At 44.5% G+C, this 15,327-nt stretch carries 15 protein-coding genes; 8 read left to right on the plus strand and 7 right to left on the minus strand.

Going from position 1 to position 15,327, the window contains the following annotated elements; translation table 11 throughout:
- Window positions 1–2: 2 nt before the first annotated feature.
- The 5 genes from fliR (at window position 3) to MSG34_RS03545 (ending at window position 4,557) form a co-directional block, all read left to right on the plus strand.
- Window positions 3–782, plus strand: coding sequence for a flagellar biosynthetic protein FliR (gene fliR, locus MSG34_RS03525; protein ID WP_248336297.1), 780 nt, complete (start codon window positions 3–5; stop codon window positions 780–782).
- Window positions 775–1,914, plus strand: coding sequence for a flagellar biosynthesis protein FlhB (gene flhB / locus MSG34_RS03530; RefSeq protein ID WP_050651151.1), 1,140 nt, complete (start codon window positions 775–777; stop codon window positions 1,912–1,914). Before fliR ends, flhB begins: the two co-directional genes overlap by 8 nt.
- 105 nt (window positions 1,915–2,019) lie before the next feature.
- Window positions 2,020–2,835 carry a GNAT family N-acetyltransferase gene (locus MSG34_RS03535; protein WP_248336298.1) on the plus strand — a complete coding sequence of 272 codons (816 nt, stop codon included), beginning with the start codon at window positions 2,020–2,022 and terminating at the stop codon, window positions 2,833–2,835.
- 115 nt (window positions 2,836–2,950) lie between these two features.
- Window positions 2,951–3,790, plus strand: a complete 840-nt coding sequence (locus MSG34_RS03540) for an AraC family transcriptional regulator (protein ID WP_086969007.1) — start codon at window positions 2,951–2,953, stop codon at window positions 3,788–3,790.
- Between the two features lie 134 nt (window positions 3,791–3,924).
- Window positions 3,925–4,557, plus strand: coding sequence for an acetyltransferase (locus tag MSG34_RS03545; protein ID WP_048610139.1), 633 nt, complete (start codon window positions 3,925–3,927; stop codon window positions 4,555–4,557).
- A 151-nt stretch (window positions 4,558–4,708) separates the two neighbouring features.
- On the opposite strand, the gene MSG34_RS03550 is transcribed toward MSG34_RS03545, so the two are convergent.
- Window positions 4,709–5,683 carry an arginine deiminase-related protein gene (locus MSG34_RS03550; protein ID WP_017061193.1) on the minus strand — a complete coding sequence of 325 codons (975 nt, stop codon included), beginning with the start codon at window positions 5,681–5,683 and terminating at the stop codon, window positions 4,709–4,711.
- Between the two features lie 586 nt (window positions 5,684–6,269).
- Here MSG34_RS03550 and MSG34_RS03555 point away from each other — a divergent pair.
- Together MSG34_RS03555 and MSG34_RS03560 are read left to right on the plus strand one after the other, a co-directional pair.
- Complete coding sequence (locus MSG34_RS03555) at window positions 6,270–8,120, plus strand: ABC transporter ATP-binding protein (protein WP_248336299.1); 1,851 nt, start codon at window positions 6,270–6,272, stop codon at window positions 8,118–8,120.
- A gap of 286 nt (window positions 8,121–8,406) precedes the next feature.
- The gene (locus tag MSG34_RS03560; RefSeq protein WP_248336300.1) at window positions 8,407–9,111 is read left to right on the plus strand and encodes a DUF445 domain-containing protein; all 705 of its coding nucleotides are present in this window, start codon (window positions 8,407–8,409) and stop codon (window positions 9,109–9,111) included.
- 110 nt (window positions 9,112–9,221) lie between these two features.
- Here MSG34_RS03560 and MSG34_RS03565 read toward each other — a convergent pair whose 3' ends face one another.
- Window positions 9,222–9,710, minus strand: coding sequence for an Lrp/AsnC ligand binding domain-containing protein (locus tag MSG34_RS03565; protein ID WP_004732526.1), 489 nt, complete (start codon window positions 9,708–9,710; stop codon window positions 9,222–9,224).
- A gap of 278 nt (window positions 9,711–9,988) precedes the next feature.
- On the opposite strand from MSG34_RS03565, the gene MSG34_RS03570 reads away from it, so the two are divergent.
- A complete protein-coding gene (locus MSG34_RS03570; protein WP_019823299.1) occupies window positions 9,989–10,159 on the plus strand; it encodes a hypothetical protein in 171 nt (56 codons plus the stop codon).
- A gap of 62 nt (window positions 10,160–10,221) precedes the next feature.
- On the opposite strand, the gene MSG34_RS03575 is transcribed toward MSG34_RS03570, so the two are convergent.
- The 5 genes from MSG34_RS03575 to MSG34_RS03595 form a co-directional block, all read right to left on the minus strand.
- Window positions 10,222–10,446 carry a hypothetical protein gene (locus MSG34_RS03575; RefSeq protein ID WP_081008942.1) on the minus strand — a complete coding sequence of 75 codons (225 nt, stop codon included), beginning with the start codon at window positions 10,444–10,446 and terminating at the stop codon, window positions 10,222–10,224.
- A gap of 328 nt (window positions 10,447–10,774) precedes the next feature.
- Window positions 10,775–11,575: a hypothetical protein gene (locus MSG34_RS03580; RefSeq protein ID WP_248336504.1), complete on the minus strand. Its 801-nt coding sequence runs from the start codon at window positions 11,573–11,575 to the stop codon at window positions 10,775–10,777.
- Window positions 11,576–11,804: 229 nt separating this feature from the next.
- Window positions 11,805–12,695 carry a helix-turn-helix transcriptional regulator gene (locus MSG34_RS03585; protein ID WP_248336301.1) on the minus strand — a complete coding sequence of 297 codons (891 nt, stop codon included), beginning with the start codon at window positions 12,693–12,695 and terminating at the stop codon, window positions 11,805–11,807.
- A gap of 247 nt (window positions 12,696–12,942) precedes the next feature.
- Window positions 12,943–14,469, minus strand: a complete 1,527-nt coding sequence (putP, locus tag MSG34_RS03590; protein WP_170930181.1) for a sodium/proline symporter PutP — start codon at window positions 14,467–14,469, stop codon at window positions 12,943–12,945.
- A 149-nt stretch (window positions 14,470–14,618) separates the two neighbouring features.
- Window positions 14,619–15,323, minus strand: a complete 705-nt coding sequence (locus tag MSG34_RS03595) for a 1-pyrroline-5-carboxylate dehydrogenase (protein ID WP_048614230.1) — start codon at window positions 15,321–15,323, stop codon at window positions 14,619–14,621.
- Between the last annotated feature and the right edge of the window lie 4 nt (window positions 15,324–15,327).

The following is a 15,327-nucleotide window of genomic DNA, read 5'->3' on the forward strand; positions in this document are numbered from 1 at the left end:
TGATGCAAATAACCTTTACTGATATCACCCAATGGCTAGGGATACTCTGGTGGCCATTTGTCCGATTTACTGGGCTTTTTCTTATCGCACCATTTTTTGGTGATAACGCGATACCGGTAAGAGTTAAGTTGCTGTTTGCTTTTGTTTTTTCTTTGCTTCTCGCTCCCTTAGTGAAGGAGGTACCTCCATTTAACCCTTTCAGCATCGACACTCTACTGTTCTCTTTTTACCAGCTTATATTTGGTTTTTTAATTGGCTTTGCGGTGATGATATTTTTCACTATTTTTTCAATTGCGGGGCAGGCGATTTCCATGCAAATGGGGTTAGCCATGGCAATAATGAATGACCCTGCCAACGGCGTTAGTATCGCCATCATTGGCAGAATCATGTTCATCACCTCTATGCTGCTTTTCCTATCTTTAGATGGACACCTAGTGATGCTGCTTGTGTTTAAAGAAAGCTTTGAATATTGGCCTCTCAATTCAGCCTTCCCTTTCAACAGCATTGAATACGTATTGAAAATGGTCTCTTGGATGTTTGCGACCGGCCTGCTAGTTGCGGTGCCAGCTATTGTCGTGATGCTATTGAGTAACATCACGTTTGGTCTAATGAACAAAGCGGCACCGTCTCTTAATGTCTTTGCACTTGGTTTCCCAATGACCATGCTACTTGGCTTATTCGCATTAATGGCGTCCCTAACTGGTATCGGCGATCACTATTTTGATCTGGTATTAGAATTGAACCAGCATCTGCACTATATGTTGAGGCTGGCTAATGTCTGATCATCAAGACTCCGGAGATAAGAGCGAGCAACCCAGTCAACATAAGCTCGCCAAAGCTAGGCGAGAAGGGCAAGTACCGCGCGCTAAAGAGTTCGTTTCTTCAATAACCCTTGTCAGCGTCGTTGCTTACTACGTGTTGAATGTAGACATGATTAAACAGACCTTCATTGAACTGTTTCTTGTGAGCTTTCAGTTTGATAGCCAAACGGTCAGCCAGCCAATGGCTATCGTTGAGTTAGTAGGCACCGCGCTTTTTTCGATGATCACGCTATTTTTCCCGCTTCTGATTTATCAAATGATTGCCGCGATCGTCGGCTCAACGCTACTTGGTGGGTGGATATTCAGCCCATCTTTATTGATCCCCAAGTGGGAAAAGATAAGCCCACTCAAAGGACTGAAACGCATATTTTCCTCTCAATCGATCGTCGAACTGTTTAAGAACATCATTAAGGTCTCTCTGTTCTTTACCCTACTGTATTGGGTAATATCGAGCTACATCTCGGTGATCACAAACCTAGTCAGTGCCCACTTTGATACCGTCGTACTTTCCGTAGCAACCATTACCATTGAGTACTTAGGCTACCTTCTTTTAATCGTCTTACTGTTTGGCTTATTTGATTTCCCTTATCAGCGGCATGAATTTACAAAACAGATGAAAATGACCAAGCAAGAGGTCAAAGATGAGCACAAAGACCAAGAAGGTAGGCCCGAGGTTAAAGCTCGAATCCGTCAGATACAGACTCAAAATGCCAAGAGAAGTGCCAATGAGCGCGTGCCTAAAGCGAGCGTTGTGTTAACCAACCCGACCCGTTACGCCATTGCCCTAATTTATGATTTAAGCCAAGCAGAGGCACCGTTTGTTGTCGCGAAGGGGCAAGATGATGTGGCACTTTACATTAGAGAGCTTGCGACTAAAAACGAGGTTGAAGTCGTCGAGAGCCCTGCACTTGCCAGGGCGATTTACAACACCACTCAAATCGACCAAATGGTTCCAAACCAACTCTTTGTCGCGATAGCGCACATCCTAACTTATGTGAATCAGCTAAAAGCATGGCGCAAAGGCGAAAGAAACAAACCCACCAATTTGCCCCACTTCAACATTCCTAAATCATGGTCTGATCCAAACGATTAGGCCGCTACTCCACTAGTGAAACACATAAAACTGTCGTTTTTATTCAATACCTTCTTAAAGCAGTCGCCTACACTTGCAGCTATTGAAACAACAGGAATTAACGCGATGTTAGACATCAAAAAAATCTCAGCACTTAGAGACTTGAGCGAACTTAAAACGGCTTACTTTGCTGAGTCAACAGCACCTCTTGATGGCATGTGGCACTTCGGCTTTGTACCTATGTCGGACCATTACGGCTTTTACGAAGGCGACAAACTTGTCGGTTATTGCGTATTGAATGGTGGAGGCTACTTACTTCAATTCTATCTAGCACCAACCGCCAACACCACTATTACAGACTTGTTCACCTTAATCGTAGAAAACAACAGCTCTGTGGTTGGTGAGGTGAAAGGCGCATTCGTGAGCACGGCTGAACCACAATATCTGTCACTATGCTTGGACAATACTGAGTCCTTCAAAGTCAACGCACTGATGTTTCGCCAGCGCCCAACAGCCGTCGAAAACAGCATTGAAAACATCGAGATGACTCTCGCGACGGAAGAGCAACTCGATCAACTAGTTGAATTTGCTTCATCAGCAATTGGCGCACCAAAAGAGTGGCTGACCGGTTACTACAGCAACTTAATTGCTCGACAAGAGCTATGGGGCTACTGGGAAAATAACAATGTTCTCGCAACAGGAGAATGTCGGAAATTTGATGAACACCAAACGCAGTTTGCCGACCTAGGCATGATTGTCGCTGAGCAAGAACGCGGTAAAGGCTTAGCAACGCGTGTTCTTTACTTTCTAAAGCAGCTCGCTAACAGCCAAGGGTTAGAAGCTATGTGTTCTACGGAAAGCAGCAACATTGGAGCACAAAAGGCCATCACTCGCTCTGGATTGTCTTCAAAACATCGTATCTTGCAGTTTGATTTTGACTAAATTTCAGAACTAAGCTGAAAGTTCAGTTCTGATAATAGATACTGATAAAAACTGTCACCGATAACGATATCCACATATAGTTGGAGGTGACAGTCATCTGAAAATAGAAGGTCTAATGATCAATTGGTTACAGTCTCCAAAATCCCCTCAAATCGCTAAGTTCATTGATTGCTACTGGCTGATTGAAAAGACGCCCGACGCTCAAACTCATCAATTTCCGATACTCAATCCCGATCCATCGGCACACCTGATCTTATCGCCAAGCGAGCAGGTATATCACTACACGATTGAGCAAAAAATCGATCAAGGCGTTGGCTGCCATCTGCTGTTACCACACCATAAAGCCATCGAATTGGATCACTCAAAGCCCTTTGTTCACTTAGGTATTAAATTCCATGTCGGAGCCTTGTACACGTTAGATATTCCAGACTGTCCGCACCCCAGCCTAGACAGTGTTAACCCTATCGATCTCGCGAGTTTGTTAGATAATCCTAATGCCGAAGCAATGTCGCTGATCAAGCTCGCTCAAACCGATGCTGAGGCCTGCTGTCAGCAGTTAGATGATTTGCTGCTTCCTTGGTTATCGACAGCTAAAACGGATAGGCACAGCGAACTCACACGTAAGGTGTTGGGTGTGCTTGGTTCGACACCGATTGCAGAGCTTGGCGACAAGCTGTTTTGCTCGCAAAGAACATTGGAAAGAAGCTTCAACAAGGTAACAGGGCTGACATTAAAACAATGCCAATCGATGAACAAACTCGAAGCGATGTTGGAATACTTGTATAAGCGAAATTTGGATGACATCGACTGGATGGACGTCGCCTTTCAATTTGGGTTTAGCGACCAACCGCACCTGATTCGTTACCTAAGGAAAACCATCGGTCTAACACCTAATACTTACGCTAAACAAGGCGGATTAACCATAGATGTTTATGGTGGAGTGAGATCGGACTAACCCACCCTTTCTCTATAACAAAGGCTCTGTTTATAACGTACACCTCTGCCTTTTGTGTCCCATTAGTAGCAAGTTTTATTGAGTTTAGATTTGCGACTAAATATACTGGGGACATCATCAGACGGAGGACAAAAATGAATAATAAAAACAAACATATAGTTTTAATTCATGGTCTATATATGCCTGCGTTGATCATGCAATATCTGGATAGAAACTTCAAAAAACGCGGCTTTACAACGCACAAGTTTGCCTACAACTCGCTGCGTTTCCCTTCTGCAGCCAAACGCCTCAATCGCTTCGTGAATGCTCGCTTTAATGAGTACGATGAGGTCTATTTCTTTGGTCACTCACTCGGTGGCTTGCTGATTCGCCACTACTTTAAGTTCTACCAACCCGACTTTGCAGACACCTGCATTATTACAGCAGGCACGCCGCACAATGGGGCAACCATAGCCAAAACACTGTCGAATCATGGGCTTGGGTTTATATTTGGTTCGAGCAAAATGATCTTAAGCGATGGCTTGGGTGACTACGATATTGATGTGCCGATTGGCGTGATTACAGGTACCTACGACGCCGGAGTCGGACGTATTGTTCTGGGAAGAAATCCTGGCGATGGCACAGTCACACTCGAAGACGCCAACCTAAGAGGAGCAACGGATACTTACGCCCTCAAACTCAACCACACGGCGCTTGTCTACTCCAAGGAAGTCGTGACACTGTCGGCTCAGTTCATCGAACACAGAGCTTTTAAGGACGCTTCATAGCTTATTTCCGTTAGCTTTTGCGCGTTGACTCCTGTATCGAGCTCTTGTTGTCTTATTTGTGATAGATAAAAACAAAAATACCACTCTGCGATAAGAGTGGTATTCAAAGATTCATTACTGAAGTGAGTGCTTGTTATACTTTCTATACTTGTTACAAGCGATTCACTCGCGTGGGTAGGAACACCTCACCCAACATGCATCGCACCGAACCACCACCAATGTCTTCAATCGTTTTCACGTTAAATGGTAGCAGCTTGCCATGTGTCGAAAGCTGAGCTAACTGGGCTGGAGAAAACGCATCGTAAGCCGATTGAGACATCGCGATCACCTTGTCGCCATTCACTGTCTCCAGTTGCAGAATGTTGCCGCAGAATCGGTTCATCTGATCAATTGAGATAGAGATAACCTGCTTATCTTTAGCAAGCGACTTCACCACAAAACGGCGCTCAAACTCTGGGATCACTTCATCACAGATCACGCAGAAGTTATCACCAATCGCCATCATCACATTGGTGTGGTAAATCGGCTGGCCAGACGGCAGTGCTGTTTGGAATGAAACCACGCGAGAGTAACCAATACGCTTCGCATAGTCTTCTAACACTTCACGGTCACAACGCTGAGAAAGCGCTGCGTAGATAGTCTTGTTGATATGGTCGATAACCATCACGCCCGTGCTCTCTAGATAAGAACCCTGCGCGATGTAAGACTCTAGAGATTCACTGTGGTTAACAATACGACCCGACGCTTCTAACGCTTCAATAAGAGCATTTGGCTTAACTTCATTCTGACGGTTTTCACACGCCATAGGGAAAGTGAATAAGCTTCCATCACTACAGGTACTGAACCAGTTGTTTGGGAAAACAGCATCCGGCGTTTCAACGCCCAACTCTGGGTAATCAAACTCTACAACTTGCACACCTTCTTTACGCAACGAAGCGACCATGGCCTTAAATTCGGCCATCGTTTCTACCTTCACCTCAGCTTCGGTCAGATTCACTCTGTGCTGAAATTCGTTATCACGTGCTGTTTCTTCGTTAAATTTAAACTCTTTTGGCGGCACCATAACAACGCAATTGGCGTTTTGAACATTAGTAATATGAAGTGATTTTTTGTGTAGGTTTAACATTTCGACCGTCCCTATCTTTTATTTACTTCAGAATTGTAAACAACTTGTTACGACAAGATTCACTGAAAAGAATAATGATTTGAATATTTATCCCAAACAATTACTGCAGATCTTAGATTAATCGGTAATTTTTACTGCAAGATAACAGCACATCAGAAAGAACCAACTGTGTGCATATTCGTTAAGTCACTTTATGGATAAATATTCTGATTCCATTTTCTCGCCTATCACGAGTTTTGATTACAATTTAATCCATTTAACGTTAGGATTATCACCGTTGCATAACAATCAATTACGTTTGAAATAAGCTTAACTTTTCCTGTCTAATTCAATCTAAAATAAGCGTCATGAAAGACATTCTTTGGAGCTTTCCTGCATCGCTTAGACAAAGTTTTAGTGTTTTAAAGCCAAGTGCCTAAATAAGCGCTAGAACAAAATCCATCGAATGACTTAATACTGATAAGAACCCATGGGCGTTTATATAATTTCAAACTAAGACAGTTAAATTTCAAATCAAGACCATAAAAACAAAGCTGCACCAACGATGCAGTCGCTTATAGATGCACTAGTTTATAAAGGGAAATCTATGTACAAGAAATTTGAAGGCTTTACTGAAGCCTTTCCAAAGGGAGAGCCGATACAACCTCCTACTGGCATACTGGCATTCTGCCGCCATTACACTCGAGGTTTCGAAAAACCGTTGATCTTGCTCGGGTTGATGAGCATGACCATCGCGATCATCGAAGTCGCGCTGTTCGGTTACATGGGGCAGTTGGTCGACTGGCTATCAACAAGCAACCCAGACACTTTCTTAACAGACAACGAATCGACATTGATGGGGCTCGGTATTCTGCTGTTGGTTGTGATGCCAATCTTGATCAGTGTTTACTCGCTATTGCTGCACCAAACTTTGCTGGGCAACTACCCAATGTCGATTCGTTGGTTAGCCCATCGCTACCTTTTGAAGCAAAGCCTGTCCTTTTATCAAGATGACTTTGCCGGACGTGTCGCGACTAAAGTGATGCAAACCTCGCTCGCGGTGCGTGAGACCGTGACCAAAATGGTCGATGTGTTTGTCTACGTAACGGTTTACTTCACGGCGATGCTGTTCATGCTTGCTGAATCAGATTGGCGCTTGATGGCTCCGATGCTGATTTGGCTCTTCGTTTACATCGGTATTCAACTGCACTTCGTGCCAAAGCTAAAAGACGTGTCTTCCGAACAAGCGGATGCTCGTTCATTGATGACGGGTCGTATTGTTGATAGCTACACCAACATCGCAACCGTGAAACTGTTCTCACACAGCAAGAGAGAAACCGAATACGCCGAAGAAGGCATGGAAGGCTTCTTAGATACGGTTCATCGCCAAATGCGCTTGGTTACTGGCTTCAACATCTGCGTTGAATTTGCTAACTATCTATTGGTATTCAGCATTGCGGGTATCTCTATCTACCTATGGTTAGACAACGCGATCACCGTGGGTGCGATTGCGATAGCGGTCAGCTTGGCTCTGCGTATTAACGGCATGTCGAAATGGATCATGTGGGAAATCGGTGGTCTGTTTGAAAACCTAGGTACCGTGATTGATGGCATTAAAACCCTGTCTAAACCTATCGCTATCGAAGACAAGAAAGACGCGAAGCCTCTGGACGTTCCACAAGGCGGTATCCACTTCGATAACGTGAGCTTTAACTACGGTGAGAATAAGGGGGTGATTAACAACCTCAACCTCAACATCAAACCGGGTGAAAAAGTGGGCTTGGTTGGCCGTTCGGGTGCAGGTAAATCGACCCTAGTTAACTTACTGCTGCGTTTCCACGATGTAGAAAGCGGCCGCATCCTGATTGATGACCAAGAGATCTCGAGCGTTACTCAAGATTCTCTGCGCAGCAACATTGGTATGGTGACCCAAGATACCTCACTGCTGCACCGTTCGATCAAAGACAACATTCTTTACGGTCGACCAGAGGCATCAGACGAAGAGGTGTACGCAGCCACTAAACAAGCGCACGCTCATGAGTTTATCGAAACGCTAACCGACCCGTTTGGCAACGTTGGTTACGATGCTCAAGTAGGTGAACGTGGCGTTAAGCTTTCTGGTGGTCAGCGTCAACGTGTCGCTATCTCGCGTGTTCTTTTGAAAAATGCTCCCTTACTTGTTCTCGATGAAGCAACTTCTGCACTCGATTCTGAGGTAGAAGCCGCGATTCAAGAGAGCTTAATTGAGCTAATGGAAGGCAAAACGGTTATTGCGATTGCACACCGCCTGTCGACCATTGCAGCGATGGATCGCCTGATCGTGCTTGATGCCGGCAATATCGTAGAAGAAGGCACGCACCAAGAGCTGATTAACCAGAATGGTATTTATGCGCAGCTATGGAATCACCAGACCGGTGGCTTCATTGCCGATGACCTTGAGCAAGCCACGAACGCTTAATTTTTGTGCTATTTTAAAAGTGCGATGTGATTCACACCAATTTGTTTATTAGCGGTAAATTACACATGGCAGAATGTTATGTCGTAATTATATAATGACATTAACACCAAAGACGCCTCGCTTGCGCGTTCTGGAATAAGGCTAGACTTCGGGGGGAGGCTAGCCTTTTTTATGCCTGCCATTTGGCGCTCTTTGCTACCTGTCCAATAAACTTCATCGATCCTTTTGTTTTTTTCTTGGCGTTTTTTTCTTAAAATGCGCGCAATATTCTTTCTAGAGATCAACCATGAACAAAAGTGTCTTAACTAACGTTATTGCGTTAGCACTGCTTGCTGGCGGCTATGCGACAGCAAACCAATACTTGCTTTACGCAGGCCTATTCGCCTTTTCTGGTGCCATCACCAACTGGCTTGCGATTCACATGTTGTTCGAGAAAGTACCCGGCCTATACGGTTCTGGCGTTATTCCAGCGCGCTTTGAAGAGTTCAAGGCAGCCATCAAGCAACTGATGATGGAGCAATTCTTTACAGAAAGTAACGTTGATCGCTTCCTAAGCAGCGAGATGACAGGAAAGTCGCTCAATCTAGAGCCTGTGATTCAGAAGATCGACTTTAACCCTGCATTCGACTCATTGGTGCATGTTATCGAGAACTCTCAATTTGGCGGTATGTTGGCAATGTTTGGTGGCACAGAAGCACTAGAACCAATGAAAGCACCATTTGTTGAGAAGATGCAAGAATCTGTGATTGAAATCAGCAAGAGTGACTCTGTAAAAAATGCCATCAAGGACGAGCTAGAATCGCCTGCGATGATGGATGAAATCAAAGAGAACATTGAGGCGATCATCGATCAGCGCTTGAATGAACTAACACCTAAGCTGGTTAAAGAGATGGTTCAGACCATGATCAAGAAACACCTTGGCTGGCTTGTGGTTTGGGGCGGTGTCTTCGGTGGTGTGATTGGCTTAATCTCTGCGGCCATTACGCTGTAAGCCGGACAAGTTTATCGGATTACCTTTATCTGACGCTCAACAAAAAATGGAAGCTTATTAGCTTCCATTTTTTTATATCTAAATCACATTGGTAAGGCGAAAGCAGGCCACTATTTTAGAGTTGCCAACAACTCAGGGTTCACGCCAAAACCCTTTTTATGCTCTTCAATCACCACTTCACTGCGTGTCTGAATCACACCAGGTAGGGTACCCAACTTCGTTGCCATAAACGCTTGGTACGCCTTCATGTCTTTCACTCGAACCTTGATCATGGTGTCAAAGTCACCCGACAGTGAGTAGCACTCTTCCACCTCAGGCATCATCTCTACCGCTTGGGCAAATTTGTCGAAGATCGAAAAGCTAGTCTGATCGAGACGAATATGGATAAAAACTTGAACATCGAGTCCCAGCTTTTCTGAACAAAGCTCAGCATGATAGCCCGTGATGTAGCCCTCTTTCTCCAATCGCTTGAGTCTATCAGAGCAAGGTGACGTCGTAAGGTTGACCTGTTTTGCCAGTTCAACCACAGGTAAACGCCCTTTCATATGCAGAATTCTTAGTATCTCTTTATCGATACGATCGAGCTGATGCTGAGACATAACATTCCTTAAACATTCTAAATTCCGCTCAGTATATTCCATACTAGGAGCAATCGAAGAAAACCTCGCTCACACATTTAAAAACTAAATGCACAGGTGATATTCACACCAAATATAAATACATAGAAATAGATAACAACCCTTATAAATCAAACTCTGGTTATTAACAAATTATTATAGAAATGACCTGATTAACAAATAAGTTGAGCCGGAAACGAAAGAAAGCATATAGGCCAAAGTGAATAATAGAATTATCAAAGAGAAAGGATGACTCTATTATGAAAACGCAAGAACTCGCATATAAACCTTACGGTATTGGTTCATGGACGCACGTAACGGTATCAAAAGATGTTGCTCAAGCACTAGCAAATGAGTACTCAAACTACGGTTGGGATGTGAAGATTGATGGCGACGCCATTGATGCTGAGCTAGCACTCAAAGCCGCATAGAAACGCAAAAACCTCCTAAAACGGAGGTTTTTTGATCTAAGTTAGTGAGCGCTTACTGTAAGTTAAGCTAAACCAACTTGGGGCACAGTACTTCCTGTTTCGCAACGGCAGTTACACGTGCGGCAGAAGTGCTGAGTTTCCATATCGTAATACAGATTTCCACTAAATAGCTTTGATGTCCATTGCATCATACGGCCAGAAGTTGTCTCGGGCTCTGACTCACAACGTTTCATTATAGACTTATGTAGTGTTGTTTTTTTACATCCTTTGCAATAGAGATCCGGCATACCTTTGTCCTATAGGTCTTTAGTGGTTACTGACAATTGACACATCATGTCCAATTCAGTTCAACAATTCACCGAGCTAATCACAAAAGTGAGCGCCAAGTTCAAAAAATAGCCATTTTTCTGCTTCATTTTTTGACATCAAACGCCATAAAGGTCCAACCTCTTCCATGCAATTTCTCTCGTTCACTCGGTTTCAATTTACATTGTAAAACCCTATAACGACAGTACCTCCCCTATGTTAGCCACCAAATTGAGCAATAAAAAAGCAGCACTTCCTCAATGAAAGTACCGCTTAAATAAGTCATATTTGCTTCAATTTCACTTAGGTTTAGAAGCCAAATTTACCATTGTCATTTTTCCACTCTGAACGCGCAGGAATGGTTTCGATGGTGTCCCAGTGCTCAACGATCTTGCCGTTATCAACACGGAACAGATCATAAAAAGCGACGTGGTTATTCATGAACTGGCCTTCACTGATCGACAACACAAAGTTACCTTGGCCCAAAATCTTGTGGTTAGCGGTATAAACCATCGGCATGCCCGCTTCCGCTAACGCCCCCAAAGCTTCACCCAAACCGCTTAGGCCATCGGCTACTCCTGGGTTGTGCTGTAAGTAAGCACTGTCTTCATTGTCGATATAGTTATTAATCTTCGCCATATCACCGCCGATCAAGATGTCTTTAACGAAACCACTGACCAACTGCTTATTTTTATCCGTTTTCTCGAGGTCTACGACTTTAGTTACACCATCTAATTGAGTTCGTCCACTTGCGTTTGGCTTGGCAATTTCTTGCAAGTTATCCCAATGTTCTACGATCTGTCCCTCTTCAAAACGGAACACGTCAAAGCCGACTTTAGGGCCGAAGAAGTTGTATTCAGTGTGTGTTACTACGAAATCACCGTCTTGAAATGAACGTTTCACTTGTGCTTTCGCTGAACCTTCTGGAAGCATTTGTAATACTTCACCAAAGCCCGCTAAGCCATCACCTACCGCTAGGTTATGTTGAATGTACTTTTCAGGGTTAATGTAACTCACCGCTTTTGCGTCGCCCGTTTCAATGCTCGAAATGACCGCTACCGCTTTTTCTTGAATAGATAGCTCTTGTGCCGCAACCGTGCCGGTAATCATAGAGGCCGCGAGTACGCTTGCCGTGAGTAGTGTTGATTTGAGTTTCGTCGCTTTAGATTCAGCTGCTTTGAATGTTGCTGTTGGGAATGCGTTGGTTATTGTTTTCATTATTGAGTCCTCTCGTTGGCTTGGAAACTATATTAGTCAACGAAAGAGACTCACGGCAGAGTGGATTTAGGCAGAAAAATGGTAGATATCGAACCTTAGGTGATTCGTGTCGACCTGCTAGCTATTCAGAGAGTGACGGCTTGGAATACTTCTTTTGAAACTCACTCGGCGTCATTTGAGTATGATTTTTAAAGTACTTAACGAAATTACTCGCATCTTCAAACCCAAAATCCAACGCCATTTTCTGAGACGTAATATTGGTTACCACCAGCTGACGCTTCATTTCTAAAACGGTAAAAGAATCGATGATTTGCTTGGCAGTTAACCCCGTTGCGACTTTGCACACTTGGTTCAACGTCTTGTAGGTGGTGTTAATTTGATTGGCGTACCAGTTTGCATCACGCACACGCAGGTAGTTGTTTTGAAGAAGCTCAAAGTAGCGGGCAAACTTAATGTTTTGCTGCAAGCTCAAGGCGTCTTGCTTCACTTCTGGTCGTAGGCGATGAAGAATCAGGGCTAGTGCCGAAAACAGATACATCACAATCAAGGGATCGGATTCTGGCTGATTCAGTTCCGTCATAATTTGCTGAATGAGACTTTGCGTCCGCTCTTGGTGGGACTCGTCTAGTGACAACAGTGCCGAGTGCGCCTTGTTCAAATGAGTAGGTGTGTAGTTCGGCAACTTCATATTAGCGTGAACACTGTCTAAGAACGCTTGAGTAAACAAAACCGCAGTGCCTTGTGGCTTGTTACTAAAATCAAAGGCGTGCACCTGCTCTCTTTGAATGAACAACACACTCCCTTGGTTAAAAGGGTAGTCCTCAAAGTCGACCATGTGCGTGCCTGAGCCTTGTTCGATAAACAGAATCAGGAAGAAGCTGACACGATGTGGCAATTGAGGATCGTGGTTAATATTGCTTTCTGAATAGAGCCGAGACAAGGGCACAAACTCCAGCTCAGCTTGCGCCGTTTTCTCATGGTTAAAGCCAATATTCGGGATTACTTGAGGCACTATTAACTTCCTATTCATTTACTCAACGACTCTTAGCAAGAGTAATGTATCGCAATGGGAACGGAAATGCTCTGAGCCTAGAAGTATGACTTAGCCAGCGTCACCAACAAGGTAAACATGCTCAACTTGCCAGACGCAACACAAGGTCAAAGCATTTAGATATAGGCAAAAAAATAGAGCCACCGAAGTGACTCTATTATTTTTAGCTCATGTTCTTTGCTAATTCACATCTGTTTTACAATGTAAATTAGTCTAGCTCAACGAGGTTCTTCTCGAACTCAGCGTGTTGCTTCTTAACTTCGTCTTCAGGCTCGCCCGTAATTAGACTCACGATAACGATAGAAAGAGTCGATAGGATGATTCCCGGTACGATTTCGTACACATCGAACCAACCGCCCGTGAACTGTTTCCAAAGTACAATCGTCACACCACCAACTACGATACCCGCTAGAGCGCCGTTACGGTTCATACGAGACCAATACAGGCTCAATACGATAGCTGGGCCGAATGCAGCACCAAAACCAGCCCATGCGTAAGACACAAGGCCAAGTACTGAACTGTCTGGCGTCATCGCTAGTACAAGTGCAATCAGAGAGATTAGGATAACCGCGAAACGGCCTACACGAACAATCTCTTCTGACGTAGCGTCTTTCTTCAGAACTTGCTTATACAGATCTTCTGCCATTGCAGATGAAGAAACAAGAAGTTGTGAATCCGCAGTACTCATGATTGCCGCTAAGATTGCCGCCAGTAGGATACCTGCGATTACTGGGTGGAACATCGCGTTCACAAGAAGCATGAAGATCTTCTCGCCATCGTCTAACTTAGGTGCACCAGAGTTAGTTACGTAGATAAGACCAACCAGACCAACCAGCATTGCACCAATCATAGACAGTGCAGTCCATACCACTGCGATACGACGCGCGGTTGTTAGGTCTTTATTGCTGCGCGTTGCTTTGAAACGAGCAAGGATGTGTGGCTGACCGAAGTAACCTAGACCCCATGCCGCTAGCGAGATGATCGCGATCGCAGAAAGAGGCTCACCTTTCGCATCATTCCATAGCGTGAGTAGCTCTGGGTTGATGTTATGAAGGTCTGTAGATAACTGGCCAAGGCCGCCGTTCATTGCTGCGATTGGTACAATCAATAGCGCAGCAGACATTAGTAGGCCTTGAACCAAGTCAGTCCAAGATACCGCTAGGAAACCACCAAACAGGGTGTACGAAACCACACATACGGTACCGATAATTACCGCCGTTGTGTAATCTAGGCCGAATACCGTTTCAAACAATTTACCACCTGCTACCAAGCCTGAGCTTGTGTAGAAAAGGAAGAATAAAAGGATAAAGAAAGCAGAAATTGTTTGGATCAGCTTAGAGTTATCGTTGAAGCGACGAGATAGGAACTCAGGCAGCGTCAGTGATTCAGTTGTAATACTGTAAGTACGCAGACGCTTAGCACTGATTAACCAGTTTGCCCAAGTACCAACCAGTAGGCCACCAGCAAGCCAGAATGCCTCAAAGCCAGCAGCGTAAGCGTAACCAGGCAGGCCAAGTAGCAACCAACCACTCATGTCTGATGCACCAGCAGAAAGTGCAGCAGGCCATGGGCCTAACGAACGACCACCTAGGAAGTAGTCAGTTGAGTTAGATGTACGTTTGTAAGCAATAACACCGATCGCTAGCATCATAATTAGATACGCAATGAACGTCGTCGTTATTGCAAAACTGTTTTCTATCATTTGATAGTCCTCATTTTGTAGAAAGCCTTCCATGCCTAATTCAATGCAAGGCACTCACCGTTAAGGCAAGCAAATGCATTGAGTTAGGTATTCAGGCTCTAAAGCACGATGGGGTAAATCCAAAAATGGAAAAAACCAACAATGGAGAAACCAAAAGTGCTTAGAGCCAATTTTACTGAAGGTTAGTGAGCTTCGCTTCCAAGTTCGAGCAAGGTCGCGTTACCGCCCACGGCTGTTATATTTATAGTTCGCGTACGCTCGGTAATGAAGCGCAGCGATAGGTGTGGATCATTAGCAACATTCATTGTCGCCAGATCCGTTTCAGCCACTAAACCGACGATTGCACCGTCACGTTTAGCAAGCTGTAAATTGATAGCTTGTGCCGTTTGTGAATTACCCACGTAACCTGCACTTCGTACATCGCAAGACAGCAGCTGTTGAGCAGCGTCGTACGATGAAACCTGTACTAAGTTAGTTGGTAGATTCGCTTGTTTTGCAGCATCAGCAATTAAGGTGTTGAACTGCACGTCATCACTGCACAATTGAACGCTGTTACCTGCCAATAGTGCTGCAGTAATCATCGCTGTTGCGGTTTGCAGTGCCGGCAGCTTCTCTTCGCAATCATCAACAATCACCAAAGCTACACCGCGGCCAGCGGCATACAGCTCATTGGTTTCGCCCGTAGGGCCCGCCATTAGATGATGCTCAGAAAGCAGCGCAGACGCTTGCTCTAGATGATAAGTCGCCACCGCTGCCAAAGGCGCAGATTGGCTTTCAATCTCTGATTTAAATGAAAGTACCTGAGCACTCTTATGATCAAAGTCGGTAAGATTCCATTGTTCCCACGCTAACAAAGCATCAGAAAAACCTGTCACTTGATGAACCATGATA

It is taken from the genome of Vibrio sp. 1CM2L (assembly GCF_023161695.1).
Lineage (GTDB): Bacteria > Pseudomonadota > Gammaproteobacteria > Enterobacterales > Vibrionaceae > Vibrio > Vibrio coralliirubri.

Coding starts and splice junctions, on each gene's coding strand:
- MSG34_RS03540 (WP_086969007.1), top strand. CDS start 2,951: ATGATCAATTGGTTACAGTCTCCAAAATCCCCTCAAATCGCTAAGTTC.
- MSG34_RS03565 (WP_004732526.1), bottom strand. CDS start 9,710: ATGTCTCAGCATCAGCTCGATCGTATCGATAAAGAGATACTAAGAATT.
- MSG34_RS03560 (WP_248336300.1), top strand. CDS start 8,407: ATGAACAAAAGTGTCTTAACTAACGTTATTGCGTTAGCACTGCTTGCT.
- MSG34_RS03595 (WP_048614230.1), bottom strand. CDS start 15,323: ATGGTTCATCAAGTGACAGGTTTTTCTGATGCTTTGTTAGCGTGGGAA.
- MSG34_RS03545 (WP_048610139.1), top strand. CDS start 3,925: ATGAATAATAAAAACAAACATATAGTTTTAATTCATGGTCTATATATG.
- MSG34_RS03550 (WP_017061193.1), bottom strand. CDS start 5,683: ATGTTAAACCTACACAAAAAATCACTTCATATTACTAATGTTCAAAAC.
- putP (WP_170930181.1), bottom strand. CDS start 14,469: ATGGAAGGCTTTCTACAAAATGAGGACTATCAAATGATAGAAAACAGT.
- flhB (WP_050651151.1), top strand. CDS start 775: ATGTCTGATCATCAAGACTCCGGAGATAAGAGCGAGCAACCCAGTCAA.
- MSG34_RS03575 (WP_081008942.1), bottom strand. CDS start 10,446: ATGCCGGATCTCTATTGCAAAGGATGTAAAAAAACAACACTACATAAG.
- MSG34_RS03580 (WP_248336504.1), bottom strand. CDS start 11,575: ATGATTACCGGCACGGTTGCGGCACAAGAGCTATCTATTCAAGAAAAA.
- fliR (WP_248336297.1), top strand. CDS start 3: ATGCAAATAACCTTTACTGATATCACCCAATGGCTAGGGATACTCTGG.
- MSG34_RS03535 (WP_248336298.1), top strand. CDS start 2,020: ATGTTAGACATCAAAAAAATCTCAGCACTTAGAGACTTGAGCGAACTT.
- MSG34_RS03555 (WP_248336299.1), top strand. CDS start 6,270: ATGTACAAGAAATTTGAAGGCTTTACTGAAGCCTTTCCAAAGGGAGAG.
- MSG34_RS03570 (WP_019823299.1), top strand. CDS start 9,989: ATGAAAACGCAAGAACTCGCATATAAACCTTACGGTATTGGTTCATGG.